At 71.1% G+C, this 21,067-nt stretch carries 16 protein-coding genes and 1 other RNA gene; 4 read left to right on the top strand and 13 right to left on the bottom strand.

The features are described 5' to 3' along the window. Positions 1-6: 6 nt before the first annotated feature. From AC5RVZ_RS03475 to AC5RVZ_RS03455, 5 genes are all read right to left on the bottom strand, one after another. The gene (locus AC5RVZ_RS03475; protein WP_494064374.1) at positions 7-438 is read right to left on the bottom strand and encodes a pyrimidine dimer DNA glycosylase/endonuclease V; all 432 of its coding nucleotides are present in this window, start codon (positions 436-438) and stop codon (positions 7-9) included. Positions 439-455: 17 nt separating this feature from the next. Further along, complete coding sequence (locus AC5RVZ_RS03470) at positions 456-1,964, bottom strand: malate:quinone oxidoreductase (RefSeq protein WP_494064728.1); 1,509 nt, start codon at positions 1,962-1,964, stop codon at positions 456-458. A 100-nt stretch (positions 1,965-2,064) separates the two neighbouring features. Continuing rightward, entirely contained in the window at positions 2,065-3,153 is a 1,089-nt protein-coding gene (locus tag AC5RVZ_RS03465; RefSeq protein WP_494064373.1) for an aspartate-semialdehyde dehydrogenase, read from the bottom strand. Positions 3,154-3,247: 94 nt separating this feature from the next. Next, positions 3,248-3,700, bottom strand: coding sequence for a hypothetical protein (locus AC5RVZ_RS03460; RefSeq protein ID WP_494064372.1), 453 nt, complete (start codon positions 3,698-3,700; stop codon positions 3,248-3,250). Between the two features lie 5 nt (positions 3,701-3,705). Then, entirely contained in the window at positions 3,706-5,004 is a 1,299-nt protein-coding gene (locus AC5RVZ_RS03455) for an aspartate kinase (protein WP_494064727.1), read from the bottom strand. Between the two features lie 151 nt (positions 5,005-5,155). On the opposite strand from AC5RVZ_RS03455, the gene AC5RVZ_RS03450 reads away from it, so the two are divergent. Then, positions 5,156-5,644: a hypothetical protein gene (locus AC5RVZ_RS03450; RefSeq protein WP_494064371.1), complete on the top strand. Its 489-nt coding sequence runs from the start codon at positions 5,156-5,158 to the stop codon at positions 5,642-5,644. 2 nt (positions 5,645-5,646) lie between these two features. Here the strand turns inward: AC5RVZ_RS03450 and AC5RVZ_RS03445 are convergent, their stop codons facing one another. The 8 genes from AC5RVZ_RS03445 to ffs form a co-directional block, all read right to left on the bottom strand. Further along, complete coding sequence (locus tag AC5RVZ_RS03445) at positions 5,647-6,579, bottom strand: DMT family transporter (RefSeq protein WP_494064370.1); 933 nt, start codon at positions 6,577-6,579, stop codon at positions 5,647-5,649. A gap of 13 nt (positions 6,580-6,592) precedes the next feature. Beyond that, positions 6,593-7,186 carry a recombination mediator RecR gene (recR, locus tag AC5RVZ_RS03440; protein ID WP_494064369.1) on the bottom strand — a complete coding sequence of 198 codons (594 nt, stop codon included), beginning with the start codon at positions 7,184-7,186 and terminating at the stop codon, positions 6,593-6,595. Positions 7,187-7,189: 3 nt separating this feature from the next. Continuing rightward, the gene (locus AC5RVZ_RS03435) at positions 7,190-9,385 is read right to left on the bottom strand and encodes a DNA polymerase III subunit gamma and tau (protein ID WP_494064368.1); all 2,196 of its coding nucleotides are present in this window, start codon (positions 9,383-9,385) and stop codon (positions 7,190-7,192) included. Positions 9,386-9,453: 68 nt separating this feature from the next. Beyond that, the gene (locus tag AC5RVZ_RS03430; RefSeq protein WP_494064367.1) at positions 9,454-11,979 is read right to left on the bottom strand and encodes a glycoside hydrolase family 65 protein; all 2,526 of its coding nucleotides are present in this window, start codon (positions 11,977-11,979) and stop codon (positions 9,454-9,456) included. Next, complete coding sequence (locus tag AC5RVZ_RS03425) at positions 11,976-12,701, bottom strand: HAD family hydrolase (protein WP_494064726.1); 726 nt, start codon at positions 12,699-12,701, stop codon at positions 11,976-11,978. The genes AC5RVZ_RS03430 and AC5RVZ_RS03425 overlap by 4 nt, the downstream gene beginning before the upstream one ends. A gap of 39 nt (positions 12,702-12,740) precedes the next feature. Next, on the bottom strand, positions 12,741-13,976 hold the full coding sequence (locus AC5RVZ_RS03420; protein ID WP_494064366.1) for an acetate/propionate family kinase: 1,236 nt from the start codon (positions 13,974-13,976) through the stop codon (positions 12,741-12,743). Positions 13,977-13,989: 13 nt separating this feature from the next. Further along, positions 13,990-16,119: a phosphate acetyltransferase gene (pta, locus tag AC5RVZ_RS03415; protein WP_494064365.1), complete on the bottom strand. Its 2,130-nt coding sequence runs from the start codon at positions 16,117-16,119 to the stop codon at positions 13,990-13,992. Between the two features lie 46 nt (positions 16,120-16,165). After that, positions 16,166-16,262, bottom strand: an RNA gene (ffs, locus tag AC5RVZ_RS03410) — signal recognition particle sRNA small type. Positions 16,263-16,400: 138 nt separating this feature from the next. On the opposite strand from ffs, the gene AC5RVZ_RS03405 reads away from it, so the two are divergent. The 3 genes from AC5RVZ_RS03405 to AC5RVZ_RS03395 are packed head-to-tail and all read left to right on the top strand — an operon-like array spanning position 16,401 to position 21,001. Continuing rightward, a complete protein-coding gene (locus AC5RVZ_RS03405) occupies positions 16,401-17,459 on the top strand; it encodes an AAA family ATPase (RefSeq protein WP_494064364.1) in 1,059 nt (352 codons plus the stop codon). Positions 17,460-17,466: 7 nt separating this feature from the next. After that, positions 17,467-18,714 carry a DUF58 domain-containing protein gene (locus tag AC5RVZ_RS03400; RefSeq protein ID WP_494064363.1) on the top strand — a complete coding sequence of 416 codons (1,248 nt, stop codon included), beginning with the start codon at positions 17,467-17,469 and terminating at the stop codon, positions 18,712-18,714. Next, positions 18,701-21,001, top strand: a complete 2,301-nt coding sequence (locus tag AC5RVZ_RS03395) for a transglutaminase TgpA family protein (RefSeq protein WP_494064362.1) — start codon at positions 18,701-18,703, stop codon at positions 20,999-21,001. Before AC5RVZ_RS03400 ends, AC5RVZ_RS03395 begins: the two co-directional genes overlap by 14 nt. Positions 21,002-21,067: the final 66 nt, after the last annotated feature.

Below are 21,067 nucleotides of genomic sequence, written 5' to 3'. Positions count from 1 at the left end.
GCGAGTCTACGGTGACGCGCGTTCCCACGATTCGACGCCGCCGGGCACCTCGATCAGGCTCGGAGACGGCCATGCGACCTCGGGGAGCCGCGGCAGCCAGGCGGGGTCACGGACCGCGACCTTCCGCCGCAGATGCTCCAACTCGTACGCCAGCTGGCCGCTGGTCACCGGGATGGCCGGCGTGGAGGCATCCGGCCGCAGGACGCGGGACGCGTCGAAGACGTACCCGCGCAGCGTCGCCGCCTGGCGCACGCTCATCAGGTAGTGCCCGATCGCGTCGAGGGGCTCAGGGGTCGCCCGGAACCGCTCCAGCTGGGGATGCTTCGTGTAGCCCCGCGTGGTGCCGGTCAGCACGCGCTGCGCGAGCAGTCCCTCACGCCAGCACGAGATCAGTGCAGCGCGATCGAGGATCGAGGGATGCAGCGACCACAGCCTCATGGATCGGCGGCCTCGGCTCAGACCAGCGCGAGCGCCTCCGCCGTCTCGGTGAGGACCTCCTCGGCCACCTCCGGGCGCGGGTTGAGGGTGTCGCCGTAGCTGGGGATCAGCTCTCGCAGTCGCGGCTCCCACGCGTCGATGCGCTCAGGGAAGCAGGTCTTGAGCAGCCCCAGCATGATGGAGACGGCGGTCGAGGCGCCCGGCGAGGCGCCGAGCAGTCCTGCGATGGTGCCATCCGCGCCGGTGACCACCTCGGTGCCGAACTGGAGGACGCCGCCCTTCTTCGGATCCTTCTTCATCACCTGTGCACGCTGGCCGGCCTGGATGAGCTCCCAGTCCTCGTCCTTCGCGGTGGGTACGAAGACCCGCAGGCTGTCGACCTTCCTCTTGTGGTTCTTCAGCAGTTCGCTGACGAGGTACTTGATGAGCCCCGGGTTGTCGATGGCGACCTTGAGCATGGGGCCGAGGTTTCCCGGACGCACCTGGCCGACGATGTCCCACAACGAGCCGTTCTTGAGGAACTTGGGGCTGAACGTCGCGAACGGCCCGAACAGCAGGGATGCCTCGCCGTCGACGATGCGCGTGTCCAGGTGCGGCACCGACATCGGCGGCGCCCCCACCGAGGCCTGCGAGTACACCTTCGCCTTGTGCTGTGCGACGAGCTCGGGCTTGGTCGTCTTGAGGAACTGTCCGCCGATCGGGAAGACACCGTAGCCGGAGATCTCAGGGATGCCCGCGCGCTGCAGGAGCTTGAGCGCCCAGCCGCCGGCGCCGACGAAAACGAAGCGCGCGCGGATCTCGCCGGGGGTCTGCCCCACCGTGCGGCGGTAGCGCACTCGCCATGATCCGTCGCGGAGTCGCTTGAGGCGGCGCACCTCGGTGTTCGTGCGCACGTCGACGCCGTTCGCGGACAGGTAGGCGAACATCTGACGGGTGAGGGCGCCGAAATCGACGTCGGTGCCGGCGGGCACGCGCGTGGCGGCGAACGGCTCGCCCTTGCGGCGCTTCTTCATCAGCAGCGGCGCCCACTGATGGATGACCCGCGAGTCCTCGCTGTACTGGATGCCGGCGAACAGCGGCTGCTCCTTGAGCACCTCGTAGCGCTTGCGCAGGTACGCGACGTCCTTCTCTCCGCGCACGAACGTCATGTGCGGGGTGGAGTTGATGAAGGTGGAGGGCTCGTCGAGGACGCCCTGCTCGACCAGCGACGACCAGTACTGGCGGCTCTGCTGGAACTGCTCGTTGATGGCGATGGCCTTCGTGGGGTCGACCGACCCGTCGGGACCTTCGGGCATGTAGTTCAGCTCGCACAGTGCGGCGTGACCGGTGCCGGCGTTGTTCCACGCGTTGGAGCTCTCCAGGCCCACCTCGTGCAGACGCTCGAACACCGCGATCTTCCAATCCGGCTGCAGCTGCCGGATCAGGGTGCCGAGGGTCGCGCTCATGATGCCACCGCCGATCAGGAGCACATCCACCGTGCCGCCGGGAAGAGCGCTGCGGTTCGCATCGAGGGAGCTGACGTCCAACTTTTCGGTCACCAGACGATTCTATTCGCGCGCGAAAGCACCCCTGACCGGGAATCCGGTCAGGGGTGGAAAGTCCGGGCGATCTTGCCGCCCGGGCAAATCAGGCGGGAACGTCCTGCTTCGCCAGCGACAGCAGCCGGGAGGCGACGATCTCGCCGATCTGCACCGCGTTGAGCGCGGCGCCCTTTCGGAGGTTGTCGTTCGAGATGAACAGCACGAGGCCCTTCCCCTCCGGCGCCGACTGATCGGCTCGGATGCGGCCGACGTAGCTGGGGTCGTTGCCCGCGGCCTGCAACGGGGTCGGAACCTCTTCGAGCGAGACGCCGGGCGCCGAGGCGAGCAGATCGCGCGCGCGCTCCGGGGTGATGTCGCGGGCGAACTCCGCGTGGATCGACAGCGAGTGACCGGTGAAGACGGGCACGCGCACGCACGTGCCGGCGACCCGCAGGTCCGGCAGCTCGAGGATCTTGCGGCTCTCGTTGCGGAGCTTCTTCTCCTCGTCGGTCTCGTTCCAGCCGTCGTCGACCAGGTTCCCGGCGAACGGGATGACGTCGAAGGCGATGGGCGCGACGTACTTCTCCGGCTCGGGGAAGGCCACCGCGGATCCGTCGTGCACGAGCTCGATCGCGTTCGGCTGGGCGATGACGGCCTCGACCTGGCCGAGGAGCTCGCGGGCGCCGGCGAGACCCGAACCCGAGACCGCCTGGTACGTCGAGATCATGAGGCGCTCCAGGCCCGCTTCGGTGTCCAGCACCTTCAGCACCGGCATGGCGGCCATCGTGGTGCAGTTCGGGTTGGCGATGATGCCCTTCTTCGCCTCGGCGATCGCGTGGGGGTTCACCTCGCTCACCACGAGCGGCACGTCGGGGTCCATGCGCCAGGCGCTGGAGTTGTCGATCACGATGGCGCCAGCCTCGGCGAACCGCGGCGCGTGCGCACGGCTGCCGGTGGCGCCGGCCGAGAACAGTGCGATGTCGATGCCGGACGGGTCGGCCGTCGCGACATCCTCGATGACGACGGCTTCCCCGGCGAACTCCACGGTGGTGCCGGCCGAGCGCGCCGTGGCGAAGAGCCGGAGCTCGCGGATCGGGAAGTTGCGCTCCGCGAGGATCTCGCGCATGACCGTGCCGACCTGGCCGGTCGCGCCGACGACGGCGACGGAGAGTCCTGTTTCGGAGATACGGGTCATGGAAGTTCCTCAGCGTGGAGCGGACGCGCGGACGCCGTCGGACGCGCGGGATTGCCCGATTCTACCGCCGCCGCACGGTAGGAGCGGCCACCGGTTACGCCCGTCGCGAAGCGGGCAGGAGTCGGATCCGGAGCTCGTGACTCTCCTCGGCGCCGTCGAGGCGGTATCCGATGTCGAGCTTCTCGCCGCTGGGAGTGCGTCCGAGCCGCTGCGCCTCTGCGATGAGCGCGTCGAACCCTTCCGCGATCGTCTCCCGTGGACCGCCGTGTTGCGCGGAGAGCCATTCTCCCGGCGGCACCAGGACGGTGACCATGCCGGGTCGGGAGATCTCCGCCGCGGTCTGGGCCTCTCGCAGCACGCCGACGACCTCGTGGTAGCGCCCGTCTCGGAGCTGCGTGCTCAGTTCGACGAAGTTCTCGTCCGCGTTGCGTCCCACCATCTCCTCGAGCTGCTGCCACGCGGCGGGGACGAGCCGGGAGAGCTCTCCGAAGGGCCCGAGAACGGGCAGGCCGACGACCGCGGACAGAGGCAGATGCGCCGTGTCCATGGCGGTCAGCGGCCGGTGCCGGCGTGCACGACGGCTTCGACGTCGCCGTCCAGGCCGTACGCGCGGTGCACGACGCGCGCCGCCTCGGCCAGGTCGTCGCCGCGGACGACGACCGAGATCCGGATCTCCGAGGTGGAGATCATCTCGATGTTGATCCCCGCGACGCTGAGCGCCTCGAAGAGTGTCGCCGACACACCGGAGTGGGTGCGCATCCCGGCGCCGACCACCGAGAGCTTGCCGATCTGGTCGTCGTGCACGAGGCTTTCGAAGCCGACGGCGGTCTGCTCGCCGGCGAGCGCCTTCAGCGCGGTCGCCGCGTCGGCCTTGGGCAGCGTGAAGGAGATGTCGGTGCGACCCGTTGCCGCCGCCGACACGTTCTGCACGATCATGTCGACGTTGGCACCGGACTTGGCGATGATCTTGAAGATCTCGGCCGCCTTGCCGGGGACGTCCGGCACGCCGATGATCGTGATCTTGGCCTGGCTGAGGTCGGTCGCAACGCCCGCGACGATCGGCTCTTCCATCTGTTCTCCCTCTTGCCCGTCGGACAGCTCGTCCGGCAGCGTCATCCCGTCGCCGAGCACGAACGTGCCGACGGCGGAGCTGAACGTCGACCGCGCGTGGATCAGCACGCCGTGACGCCGCGCGTATTCGACGGCGCGGATGTACAGCACCTTCGCACCGTTGGCAGCGAGCTCGAGCATCTCCTCGGCCGAGACGACGCCCAGCTTCTTCGCGCGAGGCACGACGCGCGGATCGGCGGTGAAGATCCCGTCGACGTCGCTGTAGATCTCGCACACGTCGGCATCGAGCGCGGCTGCGAGCGCGACGGCGGTGGTGTCGGATCCCCCACGTCCCAGCGTCGTGATGTCGCGGGTGTCGCGGTTGAATCCCTGGAAGCCCGCGACGATGACGATCGCCCCCTCGTCGAGGGCTTCGCGCAGGCGGATCGGCGTGACATCGACGATGCGGGCTGCGCCATGCGTGGCGTCGGTGATCATGCCCGCCTGGCTGCCTGTGAACGACCGCGCCTCGAATCCCATGGAGTGGATCGCCATCGCCAGCAGCGCCATCGAGATGCGCTCGCCGCTGGAGAGCAGCATGTCCAGCTCGCGCGGCGCCGGGATGGGTGCGACCTCTGCGGCCAGGTCGAGCAGCTCGTCGGTGGTGTCGCCCATCGCGCTGACGGCGACGACCACCTCGTGGCCGGCGCGGCGCGTGTCGACGATGCGCTTGGCGACGCGCTTGATGCTCTCGGCATCCGCGACCGACGATCCGCCGTACTTCTGGACGATCAGCGCCACGATGGAACTCCCGGAGGTGCGCTTGGGCACACGTGTTGGATCGGGCGGCGAAGGATGCCGCACCCCGCCCTCCATCTTACGGACGCGCCCATGCGCACCCGATCATGTGACGGCGCCCCCGTCGCGGGTGCGCCGCCGCTAGCATCCGATCATGGAGCAGATCGCCGCATGGTCGGACTTCAACGTCGCGATGGTCGGCGCGACCGCCGCCCTCGCCGGTCTGGTGATCGTCGCCGCGAGCGTCAACATCGGCGACATCATCAAAGAGGACGCCCTCACCGCGCGCCTCGCGGCGGGGATCGCCGGCCTCGTGCTGGCCCTCGTCGGCTCTGCCATCGGGCTGATCCCCGATATCGGGGCGCTGCCGTACGGTGTGCTGATGGTCGTGCTCGCGCTGGGCGCCGGCGCGTTCCAGACGCAGGCGGCACGGCGGATCTTCGAGAACCGGCATCCCGCCAACCGTCTGCGCGTGCTCAAGGCCGCCGTCGGGTTCGTGGCGCCGGCGGCCTACATCGTGGGCGGTGCGCTCCTTCTGAGCGGGCGCGCGGACGGTCTGTCGTGGTTGGCGGCCGGCTCGATCGTCGCGATCGTCGCCGCCTTGCTGGTGTCGTGGATCGTGCTGGTCGAGGTGCTGCGCTGACCTCAGCCCGGGGCGACGCGCGGCAGCTCGTCTTCGGGCATGGTCCGCGTGCGCAGGGTGCCGCCGGTGGCGGCGAGCCAGCACCCGAGGATCACCAGCGGCAGGCCGGCGACGAGGCCGAACGTGAGCGGCTCGCTGAGGACGATCGTGCCCAGGATGATCGCGACGACGGGGTTGACGTAGGTGAACAGCGGCGCTCGCACCGGGCCGACATGGTCGATGAGCGCGAAGAAGACGATGAAGGCGAGCGCCGTGCACAGCACCGCCAGCGCCAGCAGGGATGCGGTGCTGGTGGACGTCGGCGTCTCGTGCTGTGTGAGCAGCCCGATCGGCAGGTAGAACAGGCCCACCGCGAACAGCGACAGCGTGATGGTGCCGAGCGCGGGCACCCCCTTCAGCTTGTGCGCGACGATGAACGGCGCGACCGCGTACAGCACCGCGACCAGCAGCACCTCGCCCACGGCGATGAGCCCGCCGCCGCCTTCGATGGCGAGGCCGGGACCGGCGACGATGAGGAAGACGCCGGCGAATCCGATGGCCAGACCGATCGCACGGGACGGGCGCAGCACCGAGCGGTCGCCTCCGCCCAGAGCGATGAGCGCGGCGAACAGCGGCACGGTGGCGACGAGCAGACCGGTCAGTCCCGACGGCAGAGTCTGCTCGGCATGACCGAGGAGGAGGAAGGGCCCGGCCATCTCGATCGCGCCGAAGGCCAGGACCCAGCCGATCCTGCGCCAGGCGGGCGCCAGGGCGCCGCGGCGGATCGCGAAGGGCAGCAGGATCAGCGCGCCGATGAGGGTGCGGCCGGCGACGACCGCGGGAGGCGAATACGAGTCCACCGCCTGCTTGATGAACAGGTATGGGATGCCCCACAGCACCGCCATGGCGGCGAAGAGCAGCCACGCGCGCGTGTCGAAGCGCTGCACCGGATTCATGCGGCTCCGTTCCTCACATCGAGCGGCGGCCCTCGAACGCCCGGCCGAGCGTCACCTCGTCGGCGTACTCGAGATCGCCGCCGACGGGGAGCCCCGAGGCGAGCCGCGTCACGCTGATCTGCAGCGTGTGGAGCAGCCGGCTGAGGTACGTCGCCGTCGCCTCCCCCTCCAGGTTGGGGTTGGTGGCGAGGATCACCTCCTGCACGGTGCCGTCGGCGAGGCGCTGCATGAGCTGGGCGATGCGCAGGTCGTCGGGGCCGATGCCGGCGATGGGACTGATGGCGCCCCCCAGCACGTGGTACAGGCCGCGGAATTCCCGCGTGCGCTCGATCGCCGCCACATCCTTGGCATCCTCGACGACGCAGATGAGCGTGTGGTTGCGCCGCGGGTCGCGGCAGATCGAGCAGCGCTCCTGCTCGGAGACGTTGCCGCACACCTCGCAGAAGCGCACCTTCTCACGCACTTCGCTGAGCAGCTGGGCGAGGTGCGACACATCGAAGTTCGGCGTCTGGAGGATGTGGAACGCGATGCGCTGCGCCGATTTCGGCCCGATCCCGGGGAGCTTGCCGAACTCGTCGATGAGGTCTTGGACGATGCCGTCGTACATGGATCAGCTGAACCTCGTGGGCGGCTGATAGGGCTCCTCGCGCACGAACGTGGCGCCGAGGACCTGGCGGATCACGGCCTCGCCGTACCGCTGCACACCGTCGTTGCGCACCGTGACGATCGGCGCGATGGGAGGAGCGACGGTCGGCGGCACGGGCGCGTCGAGGCCGCCGTCCCCCATCTCGTCGAGGTCCTCGTCGTCGTCGCGCTCGATGGAGGGGGCCACGTCCGCTTCGGGGAGCACCTGACCCTCCGGCGCCGGCGCGAGCGTCGCGGTGCGGGTCGCGGAGCGGATGGTCGCCGCCTCTTCCGGCTCCTCGTCGACGGCGAGCTGTCCGGGCGCGGCCGTGACCACAGCTGCCGGACCGGGGTCGGGCGGTGGGGCGTCGGCGTCCGACGGGATCGGAGCGACGGCCCACTCGGTGACCGGGGCGGCCGAGGCCGGCGCCGCCGCCGGGGCGGGGCGCGGCGGCGCGGTGCGGACGCCGGTCGATGGCGCGGGCGCGCCGCCGGGGCTCCCGCCGGAGCCTCCGGCGGGACCGGAGCCCTCGAACCGGGCGATGTACTTCACACGGATGCCGAGGACGGCCGTGATCGCCTGGCGCAGGTCTTCACTGGGGCCCTTGCCGGCCGCGAGCTGCTTGAACTTCGCGACGTCGTTCTGGCTCGAGAAGGACAGCGTCAGGACGTCGTCATCGAGCGAGACGATCCGGGCACCGGATGCGAGCATCCAGGACGACCGGCTGATGCCTTCGAGCCGGCCGAGGATGTCCGGCCACGCGTCACGCATCCGCTGCTCGGTGACGGGACCGGCCGGCACCGGCGCGGACGCAGGAGCCGCAGCGGGAGCGGCGGTGTCGGGTCCCGCTGGCGACGCCGGAGCCACCGCGGCCGCCGCGGCAGGCGCGGGCGAGGCCGGCGCAGCCGCGGCCGGCGCAGCCGCAGCAGGCGCGGCCGGCGCAGCCGCAGCAGGCGCAGCCGGCGGGGCTGCAGCCGGCGCGACGGAGGGCGTCGCGGCCGCACCGGCCGGGGTGGAGACGGTCGGCGCGCCCGCCGCCGGGACGGCCCCAGCCGCGGCATCCGTGCCCTTGGCGAGCACGCGGGCGACCATGAGCTCGAGCTGCAGCCGCGGCGAGGTCGCACCGGTCATGTCGTCGAGCGTCGCGATGACGAGGTCGGCGACGCGCGACAGCCGCGCCGTGCCGAACGCGTCGGCCTGGCGCTTCATGCGAGCGAGGTCCTCGGCCGACACCCCGCGCAGAACCGCGGATGCCCCGTCGCCGGTCGCACCCACGACGATGAGGTCGCGCAGCCGCTCGAGCAGGTCGTCGACGAAGCGGCGCGGATCCTGGCCGGTCTGCACCACTCGATCGATCGCACCGAATGCCGCCGCGGCGTCGGCGGCGGCGAACGCCTCGACGACTTCGTCGAGGAGCTCGGCGTGCGTGTATCCCAGCAATGCCACCGCGCGCGCGTAGGTCACGAGCACGGTCCCCGTGCCCGTCGCCGGGTCGGAGCCGGCGATCAGCTGGTCCAGGAGCGACAGCGTGTCTCGCGGCGATCCGCCGCCCGCGCGCACCACGAGCGGCAGCACGCCCGGTTCGACGTCCACGCCCTCCTGGGCGCACAGCTGCTCGACGTACTCGAGCATGGCGCCGGGCGGCACGAGCCGGAACGGGTAGTGGTGGGTGCGCGAGCGGATGGTGCCGATGACCTTCTCGGGCTCGGTCGTGGCGAAGATGAACTTGACGTGCTCGGGCGGCTCCTCGACGAGCTTGAGCAGCGCGTTGAAGCCCTGCGGCGTCACCATGTGCGCCTCGTCGAGGATGAAGATCTTGAAGCGGTCGCGCGCGGGTGCGAACACGGCGCGCTCGCGCAGGTCACGGGCGTCGTCGACGCCGTTGTGGCTGGCCGCGTCGATCTCGACCACATCGAGGGACCCGCCGCCGCCGCGCCCGAGCTCGACGCAGCTCGCGCACGTGCCGCACGGGGTGTCCGTCGGACCCGAGGCGCAGTTCAGGCAGCGTGCGAGGATGCGGGCGGATGTGGTCTTGCCGCAGCCGCGCGGACCCGAGAACAGATACGCGTGCCCCACGCGGTCGCTGCGCAGCGCGGTCATGAGCGGCTCGGTGACCTGCGACTGGCCGATCATCTCGCCGAACGACTCGGGCCGGTAGCGGCGGTAGAGGGCGGTGGTCACCACGACAGCCTACGGCCAGCCGGCGACATCGGAGGAGCGATGCCCGACCCGCGCGCGGGCAGGCTCGCTCACACGTCGGCGCCGTGCTGGACGTCGACTGTTCCGGTGATGATCGGGATCGACGAGGTGACGGTCGGCACCGACGCGGAGATGAGCGAGCCGTCCTCGCGGCGCGCCTCGCCGAGCTGGCGCAGCGACGGACGCCCGGGGATGACCGGCCCCTGGCCCTCGAGCGGGACCGCGACCTCCTCGCCCGGCCCGACGACATACCCGACGCCGCGCACGCTGAAGGCGACGGGGTCACCCTCACCGGCCCGGACGGTCAGCCGGTCCTTCGTCACCGTGACATCCAGTCGCGTGCCATGCCAGTGCAGGACGAACGACAGCTCCGGCCACTCCGCAGGCAGGCGCGGGTCGAACGACAGCTCGCCGAAGTGGTCGCGCATGCCGCCGAACCCCGAGACCAGCGCCGTCCACACCCCACCGGCGGAGGCGACGTGGACGCCGTCGGCGGCATTGTGGTGCAGGTCGGCGAGGTCGACGAAGATCGCGTCGCGGAAGTACTGCAGGGCGAGGTCCTGGTAGCCGACCTCGGCCGCCAGGATCGCCTGCACGACCGCCGACAGGGTCGAATCGCCGGTGGTCAGCGGATCGTAGTACTCGAAGTCGGCGAGCTTGTCCTCGTCCGAGAAGTGATTGCCCTGCAGGAACAGCGCCAGCACGACGTCGGCCTGCTTGAGCACCTGGTACCGGTAGATCACCAGCGGGTGGAAGTGCAGCAGCAGCGGACGCTTGTCGGGCGGGGTGTTCTCGAGGTCCCAGATCTCGCGCTCGAGGAACACGTGGTCCTGCGGGTGGATGCCCAGGGCCGGGCTGAACGGGATGTGCATGGCCTCGGCGGCGCGCTCCCACGACTCCGGCTCCCCCGGCTCGAGCGCCAGACGCTCGACCATCTGGCGGTACACCTCGCCGTCGATCTCCGCCATCTCGCGCACCGTCCGGGCGGCGAAGCGCAGGTTGAACCTCGCCATGACGTTGGTGAACAGGTTGTCGTTGACGACCGTGGTGTACTCGTCCGGGCCCGTCACGCCGTGGATGTGGAAGGTCTCGCCTTCTCCGTCCAGCCCGCCGTTGCTGGAGCGCCAGAATCCCAGCGTCGCCCACAGGCGAGCGGTCTCCACGGCGATGTCGACGCCCTCGCGGAAGAGGAACTCCTGGTCGCCGGTGGCACGCACGTACGTGGCCAGCGCGTAGCAGATGTCGGCGTTGATGTGGTACTGCGCGGTGCCGGCGGCGTAGTAGGCGGATGCCTCCTCGCCGTTGATCGTGCGCCACGGGAAGAGCGCGCCGGCCTCGTTCAGCTGGAACGCGCGGCGACGGGCGGCGGGCAGCATGAGGTAGCGCATGCGCAGCGCGTTGCGAGCCCACAGCGGCGACGTGTACGCCAGGAAGGGGAGCACGTAGATCTCGGTGTCCCAGAAGTAGTGGCCCGAGTAGCCCGACCCGGTCATGCCCTTCGCCGGCACGCCGAGCCCGTCGGCGCGTGCGGAAGCCTGCGCGAGCTGGAACAGGCACCAGCGCGTGGCCTGCTGCAGGTCGTCGTGACCGGCGATGCGGACGTCGGAGCGCTCCCAGAACGCGTCGAGCCACGCGCGCTGCTCAGCCCGCACCGCGTCGACGCCGCGTGCCTGCGCCCGGTCGAGCGTGCGGCGGCAGCGGTCGACGAGCTCGCGGGCGGGCACGCCGCGCGAGGTGTGGTAGCTCACGAGCTTGGTCACGCGGGTCGGCACGCCCGCGCGGGCCTGCACGCGGAAGACGTTCTTGGCGATGTCCGGCTCGATGAGCGAACGGGTGGTGAACTCGTTCTCGGTCTCGACCAGGTGGTCGGCGACGACGGCGAGGGTCATGCCCGACTGGGTGGTCCGGTACGACAGGGCCGAGCGCTGCCCGTCCTGCCAGAACTCCTGCGGCTGCAGCACCCGCTCGCTGAGCCTCTCGGTGCGGCGCGGATCGAACGCCGCCCGCCGCGTGGTGGGCGGCATCCCGCCGTAGACGTCCTCGCCGTCCTGGCGGTTGATCAGCTGGCAGCTGACGGTGACCGGCGCGTCGGCGTTCAGCACGGTGACCTCGACGCTCAGGACCGCGAGGTGCTTCTCCTCGAACGACACCAGCCGCTCCAGCTCGATGCGCACCTCTTTGCCCGAGGGGGTGACCCACAGCATGTGGCGGCGCAGGACGCCGTCGCGCATGTCGAGCACCCGCTCGTACTCGCGCACGTCGGCGACGTCCAGCGACAGCGGCTCGTCGTCGACGTAGACGCGCATGACCTTGGCGTCGGGCGCGTTCACGATCGTCTGCCCGACCTCGGCGAAGCCGTACGCCTGCTCGGCGTGGCGGATCGGGAAGGTCTCGTGGAAGCCGTTGATGAAGGTGCCGTGCTCGTTGGCGAACCGGCCCTCGGCGTAGTTGCCGCGCATGCCGAGGTAGCCGTTGGCCACGGCGAAGATCGTCTCGGTCACCCCGGCGTCATCGAGACGGTAGGACGTCTCCACGAGACGCCACGGGTCGACCGGGAACCGATCGCGGTCCATCATCGTGCGAACTCCTCCAGGTCCGAGACCACCACGTGTGCACCCGCGGCGGCGAGCTGCTGCTGGCCGGCACCGCGGTCGACGCCGACGACGAGACCGAATCCGCCCGCCGCGGCCGATTCGACGCCGCTGATGGCGTCTTCGACGGCGGCGCTGCGGGACGGCTCGACCCGCAGCATCCGTGCCGCCTCGACGAAGACATCCGGCGCGGGCTTGGACGCCAGGTGGTCGCGCTCGGCGATCACGCCGTCCATGACGGCGTCGAAGCGGTCGCGGATGCCGGCGGCCGCGAGCACCTCTTCGGCGTTCTTGGAGCTGGACACCACCGCGATCGGCGTCCCGGCCGCCGCGAGCTTGTCGAGCAGACGCAGCGATCCGGGGTACGGCGCGATGCCCTCGGCGCGCAGCACCCGGGCGAACACCTCGTTCTTGCGGTTGCCGATGCCGCACACGGTGTCGGCGGTCGGCGGATCGGACGGGTCGCCCCACGGCACCTCGACGTCGCGCGAGCGCAGGAGGCTCGCCACCCCGTCGTAGCGCTTCTTGCCGTCGAGGTAGTCGAAATAGTCCCGCTCCGAGTACGGCGGGGCGATGCCCCACGCGGAGAAGAGCTCCTCGAACATCGTCTGCCACGCGTGCATGTGCACCTCGGCGGTGGGAGTGAGGACGCCGTCGAGGTCGAAGAGCACGGCGTCGTAGGACGTCAGATCGGGCAGGGTGTCCATCGGCACTGTCCAAGCGTATTCAACGGCGGAGCCCGTGCGTCACGCGCGGACGACGCCGAGCGTCTGCCGCGCGATCTCGAGCTCCTCGTCGGTGGGCACGACGAGGACCGTCACGGGCGAGGCATCCGTCGAGATGACCCGGATGCCTCCGCCCGGGGCCGCGTTGCGCCCGGGGTCCAGCTCCACGCCCGCGAAGCCGAGCGTCTCGAGAGCGGCGGCGCGCACATGCGGTGCGTTCTCACCGACGCCGGCGGTGAAGGAGATCACGTCCGCTCCCCCCAGCTGCGCGAGGTAGGCGCCCGCGTACGCCCGAAGACGGTGCACGTACACGTCGAAGGCGAGGCGCGCTCGCTCGTCGCCGCGCTCGATGCCCGCGCGGATGTCGCGCAGGTCGTTGGACCCGGCGAGTCCGAGCAGGCCGCTGCGCTTGTTCAGCAGGTCGTCGAGGTCGTCGATCGACATCCGCGCGCGGCGCGCGAGGTGGAACAGGGCGGCCGGGTCGATGTCGCCCGACCGCGTCCCCATCACGAGGCCTTCGAGCGGGGTGAACCCCATCGACGTCTCGACCGAGCGCCCGCCGTCGATCGCGGTGACGGACGCCCCGTTGCCGAGATGGAAGACGATCTGCTTCAGCTCTGTGAGCGGGCGGCCCAGGAACGCCGCGGCGGCTTCGCCGACGAACTTGTGCGACGTGCCGTGGAAGCCGTAGCGCCGGATGCGGTGCGATGCGGCCAGGGTGTGGTCGATCGCGTACGTGTACGCCTCCGGGGCGAGCGTCTGGTGGAAGGCCGTGTCGAAGACGGCCACGTGGGGGACCTCCGGGAAGGCCTCCCGGGCTGCGACGATGCCGGCGAGGTTGGCCGGGTTGTGCAGCGGTGCCAGCACCGACAGCTCGTCGATGTTGATCTCTACGAGCGGCGTGATGAGGGTCGGCTCGAAGAACCGCGCGCCGCCGTGCACCACTCGGTGACCGAGCGCGATGGGCGGATTGTCCGCCAGCGAGGGGCCGTCGGACGCGAAGGCCTCGAGCATGACGCGGAACGCCGCCGTGTGGTCGGGGATCTCCAGCTCGCGGCTGCGCGTGGCGTCGAGGAACGCCGGCGCCGCCTCCCCTTCCGCCGCCGGCGCCGCGTGGACGGTGTGCCGGGCTGCGCCCTGCCCCTGCCCGCCGATCCGCTCGATCAAACCCGAGGCGAGCGTCGCCTCGGCGTCCATGTCGATCAGCTGGTACTTCAGCGACGACGACCCGCTGTTGATCACCAGAACCGGCGTCATGACCGTGAGACCCTCACTCCCCCTGCGCCTGGATCGCCGTGATCGCGATGGTGTTGACGATGTCGTCGACCAGCGCACCCCGGGAAAGGTCGTTGATGGGCTTGTTGAGCCCCTGCAGCACGGGGCCGATCGCCACCGCACCGGCGGAGCGCTGCACCGCTTTGTAGGTGTTGTTGCCGGTGTTGAGATCCGGGAAGACGAACACCGTCGCACGACCGGCGACCTCGGACCCGGGCATCTTCGCCGCGGCCACGGCCGCGTCCGCCGCGGCGTCGTACTGGATGGGCCCCTCCACCAGGAGCTCCGGTGCCCGCTCCCGCACGAGGGCGGTGGCGGTGCGCACCTTCTCCACGTCGGCGCCGGAGCCGGACTCCCCGGTCGAGTACGACAGCATCGCCACGCGCGGCTCGATGCCGAACTGCGCCGCCGTCGCGGCCGAGGAGATCGCGATGTCGGCCAGCTGCTCGCTGGTCGGGTCGGGGATGACCGCGCAGTCGCCGTACACGAGCACGCGGTCGGCGAGCGCCATGAGGAAGACGCTGGAGACGACTGAGACGCCGGCTCGGGTCTTGATGATCTCGAACGCGGGGCGGATGGTGTGCGCGGTGGTGTGCGCGGCGCCGGACACCATGCCGTCGGCGAGCCCGAGATGCACCATGAGCGTTCCGAAGTACGACACGTCCGTGACGGTGTCGGCCGCCTGCTCGAGCGTGACGCCCTTGTGGGCGCGAAGCCGCGCATACTCCTGCGCGAACCTGTGCACGTGCACCGCATCCAGCGGCGACAGCACCTCGGCGCCCTGGATGTCGATGCCGAGCTCGATCGCCCGTGCCCGCACCTCGAAGGGTTCGCCGAGGATCACCAGGTCGGCGATCCCGCGCTTGAGCACCGTGGCCGCAGCGCGCAGCACGCGATCGTCATCCCCCTCGGGCAGCACGATGCGCTTGCGCTGCGCACGCGCCCGCTCGATGAGCTGGAACTCGAACATGAGGGGCGTCACGACCGTCGCGCGGGCGACGCCGAACGCCACCAGGAGCTCCTCGATGTCGACGCTCTGCTCGAACAGCGCCAGCGCGGTGTCGTACCGGCGCTGGGAGTCGGCGGCCAGGCGTCCGCGGGTGTTCATGATGCGCACCGCGGTCTCGAAGGTGCCGAGCTTCGTGGTGATGATGGGCACGTTGGAGTTGAGGCCGTCCAGCAGCCGCGTCACCGGCTCGGGAAGCTCGAACCCGCCGTTGAGGACGATGCCCGAGATGGAGGGGAACGTGCCGGAGGCGTTCGCGAGGAGCGTCGCCAGCAGCACCTCGGAACGGTCGGCAGGAATGACGACCACGGCGCCTTCGAGCAGGCGCGGCAGAACGTTCACCATCGACATGCCCGCGACGACGACGGCCAGCGCCTCACGCGTCAGCCGGTCCGGATCGCCGGAGAGCAGCTCGCCGTCGACGGCGCGCATGATGCCGCGCATCGAGGGTGCGACGAGGTAGCGGTCCTCCGGGATGGCCCACACGGGCACCACCGAGCGGACGCCCGATGCTCTCACCGCGCGTCGCACGGCCGAGATCGTCTCCTCCGTGCGCACGGGGTCGGCACGGTTGGCGATCACCGCGAACAGCTGCGCGCGTTCGTGCTGCAGCTCCGCGAGGGCGAGATCGGCGATCTGACCCATCTCGGCGGGGGTACGCGCCAGCGACGATCCCAGCTGCTCGGGCTGCGTCTGCGGCTGCACCGAGCGCCCTCCGAGCACGAGCAGCACGGGGGTGCCGAGATTGGCCGCGATGCGCGCGTTGTAGGCCAGCTCCGCCGGACTGCCCACGTCGGTGTAGTCGCTGCCGACGACGACGACCGCGTCGCACTGCGCCTCGACGGCCTTGTAGCGTTCGACGATCGTCGCCAGAGCGGCATCCGGGTCCTGCCGCACGTCGTCGTACGTCACACCGATGCACTCGTCGTACGCGAGATCCACGCCGTCGTGGTCGAGCAGCATCTCGAGGATGTAGTCGCGTTCCACGGTCGAGCGTGCGATGGCGCGGAACACTCCCACGCGCGGGGTGGCATGACTGAGCGCATCGAGCACGCCGAGGGCGACCGTCGACTTGCCGGAATGACCTTCCGCCGACGTGATGTAGATGCTCCGCGCCACGGATCCAGCCTATGGGCCCGCGGATGCGCTCGCCGGTCGCCGGGAAAAGTAAGACTCTCCGCGAACCCGGCAGAGCCCGGTTACCCTTGCTACGTTTCCGTCCTGGGGGAGTTGGCCTGGATGCCGCCTCGCGGAGAGCTGCCACCAGTCTAACCCGTCCAGGGATCTCCCAGTGCCGCACCGCGCCACCGCCGCGCTGCGCCGATTAGGATCGGACCCGTGGGCGAGGGCGCCCGCGCCCACCCGCCAACCGCCCGAATCAGGCGGAACAGGAGGCCGCGATGGTCGATACCGCGATGACGGATGATCTGGATGAGCGCGCCGCGCGCCGACCCCATCTCACGAGCCCAGCCGAGCAGTCCTCGAGCCCCCTGACGGCCGACGGCTTCGCACGCGTGACCGACGCCATCCTCGGCGCGGTGGGACGGGTCATCGACGGCAAGCCGGAAGCCGTCCGCAGCGCGCTGGTGTGCCTGCTCGCGGAGGGGCACCTCCTGATCGAGGACGTGCCGGGCGTGGGCAAGACCATGCTCGCCCGGGCCCTCGCGACCTCCGTCGATGCGACCGTGCGCCGCATCCAGTTCACGCCGGACCTGCTGCCGGGCGATGTGACCGGGGTCAGCGTCTTCAACCCCGTCGATCGCGAGTTCGAGTTCAAGCCCGGTGCCGTCTTCGCCAACATCGTCATCGCAGATGAGATCAACCGCTCCTCCCCCAAGACGCAGTCGGCGCTCCTGGAGGCCATGGAGGAGCGGCAGGTCACGGTGGACGGGCACACGCACGTCCTGCCCCAGCCGTTCCTCGTGGTCGCCACACAGAACCCGCTCGAGATGGAGGGCACGTACGCGCTGCCGGAGGCGCAGCGGGACCGCTTCATGATGCGCATCTCGATGGGCTACCCCGACGCCCGGTCCGAGGCGCTCATGCTGCGTCAGCGCGAGACGGTGAATCCGCTCGACGAGCTCTCGGCCGTCGTCTCCGCTCGAGAGGTCTCGGGGCTCATCGCGTGGGCACGCAGCGTCCACGTCGCCCCGCCGATCGAGGACTACGCCGTCGCGCTCGCTCAGGCCACCCGCACCCACTCCGACCTGCGTCTGGGCGCGAGCCCGCGGGCGACGCTGCAGCTCGTGCGGGCGGCGAAGGTGTGGGCGGCCCTCGACGGCCGGAGCTTCGTGATCCCCGACGACATCACCGCCCTGCTCGTCCCGGTCTTCGCGCATCGACTGATCCCCACGCGCTCGGCCGGCGGGGCGCGCGCACGCACGGCCGCCGACGCCGTGACGATGGTCCTCGAGCGCATCGCGGCGGGTGTGCGCGTGCCGATCGCCCCACGGCAGTGAGTCGGCCATGAGACGTCTGTGGCCGCTCACCGCCCGGGGAACCGGAGCGCTCCTGCTGGCGGCGACGTGCTTCATCGTGGCGGCTGAGGCGAGCATCCCGGAGCTGCTGTACTTCGGCATCCTGCTGATCGCCGTCGTCGGAACGAGCATCGTCTCGCTGTACGTGGGGCGCCGCACCGATTCGGTGACGCGGTCTCTCGTCCCGGACGTGGCCTCCGTGGGGCGCGAGTCGCTCGTCTCGGTGCGTGTAGCGGTGCGCACCGCGGTTCCGACGCCGCCGGGGACCTGGCACGACACCCTCCCCGTGGGGCTGCGCGGCACCGCCGCCGGGGCGTTTCCGGCGCTCGGGTCCGGCATGCGCGGCGGGGAGCGCGTCGTCGATCTGTCGTACACGGTCACCGGTGAACGGCGCGGCGTGCACGCACTCGGACCGTTGACCGTACGGTCCACCGACCCCTTCGGCCTGGCGCGCCGGACGATGCTCTTCGGCCAGCGCACCCCGGTGACGGTGGCCCCCGCGGTGGTCGACCTCTCTCCGCTCGTGGACTACGCCGGCGCGACCGGCGGCACGCTGCAGACCACCACCAACCAGCTGGGCCAGGGTGCCGACAACCTCGTCGCCCGCCCGTACGCCCCGGGCGACTCGATGCGCCGCATCCACTGGCGCGCCACCGCTCATCGCGACGCGCTCATGGTTCGGCAGGAGGAGCAGGAGTCCACCCCGGAGGCCACCGTGGTGCTGGACCGCGGGGTGCTGCGCTGGTCGATGGACGCGCTGCACACGCCCGGCGCCGACCCGGCGTTCGAGGCAGCGGTCTCGGCCTGCGTCTCGGCGGTGGCGCGTCTGGTCCGCGACGGCTACGCCGTCGATGTGCTCGACAGCGACGGCACCGTCCTGGCCGAGCGGGTCGACGGGGGCGACATGACCGAGGTCGAGGTGATGCTCGCTCACTTCGCGACCGTGACGGCGCGGCGCGACGACACCCTGCCACGGCTGGCGCGCCTGTTCATGGGCCTCACCACGGGACCGGTCGTGCTCGTCGTCGGCCGCTTCGATCCGGCCGACGCCGACGCCGTGGGACCGGTCGCGCATCACAGCACGCTGCCGCTGCTGCTCGCGGCCGCTCCCATGGGCGACGCCCTCGAGCGAGCCGCCGACCACGGGTGGCACGTGGCCGCGATCGACCCGGACGGGGATCTGGGGGTCGCATGGACGAACGCCGTCGGACGAGGGGTGCGCCATGTCGTCGGCTGAACGCTCCGCCCGCAGGGGCGCCGTGGACGGGCCGCGCGGCGGTGAATGGATGCTGACGGCAGCGGTGCTGACAGCGCTTCTGGCAGCGCTGCTGCCCGTCGCCCGGGTGATCGAGTCGGGCGCGTGGCTGGTGGGTTCGGTCGCACTGGCCGGACTCATCCTCGCCGCGGGCTACAACGCCCGGCGGTTCCGCCTCCCGGCTGTTGCGGTGACCCTCATCGAAGCCGCCGTCTGGGTGGTGTTCATGACGGTGGTCTTCGTGCGCGACACGGCGTTCGTCTGGCTGATCCCGACAGCCGACACGATCCGCGAAGTCCCCCGCCTCGTCCAGACGGCGATGGAGGAGATCACCCTCGGCGCGGCTCCGCTCGAGCCGTCGCTCGCACTGGCCTTCATGGTGGTCGGCGCCATGGGGCTGCTCGCGCTCGTGATCGACCACGTCGTGGTCACCGCGCGGATGCCGCTGCTGGCCTCGATCGGGATCGTGGCCGTCTCGCTCATCCCCTCCATCGCGGTGCCCGGCGATGTGGAGGTGATCGGCTTCGTGCTGCTGGCCGTGGCGATCCTCTTCCTCATCCGGGCCGAGACCCGGTCGCGCGAGAAGCCGCTCGAGCAGGAGGCCGAGCGTTCGGCAGGCGTGCCGGCCACCGCGGTGGCCATCGGCGCGATCGCCGTGGTGGTCGCGGTCGTGGCGACGCCCATGCTTCCCCAGCCTGCCGCGCGCGCAGGCGCCGGGATGGGCCCCGGCCCCGGCATCGATGCGACGCTGCAGCTGGGAGACGACCTGCGACGCCCGCAGGAGGTCGAGGTCCTGCGCGTGCGCACCGACTCCCCGGTCGTCCCGTACCTGCGCGCGACGACCCTCACGCGGTTCGACGGAGGCGTGTGGGAGCCGGATCGCCCCCAGTCCATCGCGCTCGACAGCGACCGCTCCCTCGGCGAGCTCACCGTGGGTCCGGACATCCGCGTCTCGGAGTACAACACCATCGTCGACGTGGTCAACCTCGACTCGCTGTGGGCGCCGGTCCCCTTCCCGGCCGTCTCGATCGACGGGCTGGACGGTCAGTGGAGCGCCGTCCCCTACAACCGGACCGTCGTGGCCCGCGACGGGTCGACGCAGGGTCAGGAGTACGCGGTCGTGTCGACACAGCCTCGCCCGACGCTCGAGCAGATCCGTGCGCTGACGGCCGGAGGCGAGCAGGTGCGCGACGAGACGACCCAGCTGCCGGCCGATATCCCGGAGATCATCGGACAGACGGCCGCCCAGGTCACCGCCGAGGCGACCAACGACTACGACCGGCTGGTCGCCCTGCAGCGCTGGTTCCGCGGCAGCGACTTCCGGTACTCGCTCGACGCGCCGGTCGAGGACGGCTTCGACGGCAGCGGCGCAGAAGCCGTGGCCCGCTTCCTGGAGCAGCGGGAGGGGTACTGCGTGCATTTCGCCTCGGCCTTCGCGCTGATGGCGCGCACGCTCCACATGCCGGCTCGCATCGTCGTCGGATACCTCCCCGGTCAGCCGACGACGGACTCGGTCGACGGGCAGCCGGTGTACTCGGTCTCGAGCTCGCAGCTGCACGCCTGGCCCGAGGTGTACTTCGGCGGCATCGGCTGGGTCGCGTTCGAGCCGACATCGGGACTGGGCGTGCCCACGTCGTTCTCGCCGGCGGCCGCGCTTCCCGGCGAGCTCGGACAGCCGGGGGCGACCGCACCCGACACCGCAGCCACACCGGCGGCGCCCACGACGACACCGGCGCCGGGTGTGGACCAGGGGACCGGCGGGACGGCGAGCGGATCCACGGACACGCAGGCCGATCCTCTCCCGGCGTTCGGCATCCTGCTGCTGGTGGCCCTCGTCCTCGCGCTGCCCTTCCTCCTCGGTCAGCTGCGACGACGTCAGCTTGAGGTCGCCGGGCGCCGGGGCGACGTCGCGGCGGCATGGCAGGCCGTCCAGGACGCGGCGATCGACCTCGGCATCCCGGTGCCCGCGAGCCAGAGCGCCCGCGTCCTGGGAGCGCGGCTCGTCCACGAGCATGGCGCACCCGCCGCCGAGATGCGGGTCCTCGTCACCGCGATCGAGCGCGCGAGCTACGCCCGCGGCGGCAAGCACGGTTTCGGCCAAGGCGACGCGACGACCGATGCCGCCCTCGCCGTCCGCGCAGCGCTGTTCGCGGCGGCCGATCCGCCGCGGCGCCTGTTCGCACGGCTCGTGCCGCGCTCGCTCGTCGTGCGCCCGGGCTCGGTGTACGCCGGATCCGGTCCTGCCGCGCGGCGGCTCGCGGCCGGCTGAGGGTCGGGGCGCGGCGAGGGGCCGCAGCAGGGAAGAGGAAGAGGCGCCCCGCGCGAGCGGAGTGCC

It is taken from the genome of Arthrobacter sp. Cza30 (assembly GCF_059090765.1).
The sequence above is the reverse complement of the archived record's forward strand: the minus strand, read 5'-3'. Positions and strand labels throughout refer to the sequence as shown.